Origin of the sequence: Bowmanella yangjiangensis (assembly GCF_017255015.1) — a bacterium.
In the GTDB taxonomy this organism is placed as follows: Bacteria; Pseudomonadota; Gammaproteobacteria; order Enterobacterales; family Alteromonadaceae; genus Bowmanella; species Bowmanella yangjiangensis.
In genome coordinates this window covers 1-810 of the sequence record NZ_JAFKCS010000357.1, presented here as the reverse complement: position 1 = coordinate 810, position 810 = coordinate 1, and the positions used below count along the sequence as shown (strand labels likewise).

Genomic DNA, 810 nt, shown 5'->3' with positions numbered 1-810 from the left:
ATTGCGTTTTGTCCGTGCATTCGACATCTGGGCGATGCCGTCGCTGGCCGAGGGGCTGGGGTTGGCGCTGCTGGAAGGGATGAGCGGGCACCTGCCGGTAGTTGCCAGTGATGTTCCTGCGATGAAACCGTTGATCGAAGGGGCAGGGGGGATCGCCGTTATGCCAGGTGACGTGGACTCTCTGGCCTCCGGCCTGGATACCTACCTGGCCTTGAGTGAGGCGCAATTGCGCGACAGGGGCGAGCAGTCGTACCGCTACCTGTCAGTACATCACGATATCGATGTCTTCCGTCAGCAGTACCTGGATCTGATTGAATCGTCGTTGCCTGAGGTGTTGGCATGAAAGAACCCGTGGTGACCGTTATCGTCGCCTCCTACAACCATGCGCCCTATATCGAACAGTGCATTCTCAGTGTGTTGCAGCAGACCTATCCGCACATCGAACTGCTGGTCGTGGACGATGGTTCGACGGATGACAGTGTTCAGCGTATCGAGCGTTTGCAGGAGCAATATGGTTTCGATTTTCGTACGCAGAAGAACAAAGGACTGACGTGCACGCTGAATGAGGCGATTGCGCGGGCCAAAGGAAGTCTGATCGCACCGTTTGGATCGGACGACATCATGTGTCCCGAGCGCATCGCCAAGCAGGTTGCCTACATGCAGGACAAGCCAGAAGTTGGCATCTGCGCTGGCAATATCGAGCTGATCGATTCCGGCGGCGAGCTTTTCCCCGAGGCGCGCCAGCGCCGGGATACTCCGTTCAGGCGCCTGGACTTCGATGATGTATTCATGGAGCGCAAGCCTTACCCG

2 protein-coding genes are annotated in these 810 nt (G+C 57.5%); both read left to right on the top strand.

Features of this window, described 5'->3' with window-relative positions; all coding sequences use genetic code 11:
- Window positions 1–343 (top strand): glycosyltransferase (locus J0A65_RS24530; RefSeq protein ID WP_206596865.1); only part of this gene is annotated, 343 nt, incomplete at its 5' end.
- A partial coding sequence (locus J0A65_RS24525) for a glycosyltransferase family A protein (RefSeq protein ID WP_206596864.1) occupies window positions 340–810 on the top strand: 471 nt, incomplete at its 3' end. The genes J0A65_RS24530 and J0A65_RS24525, both read left to right, overlap by 4 nt.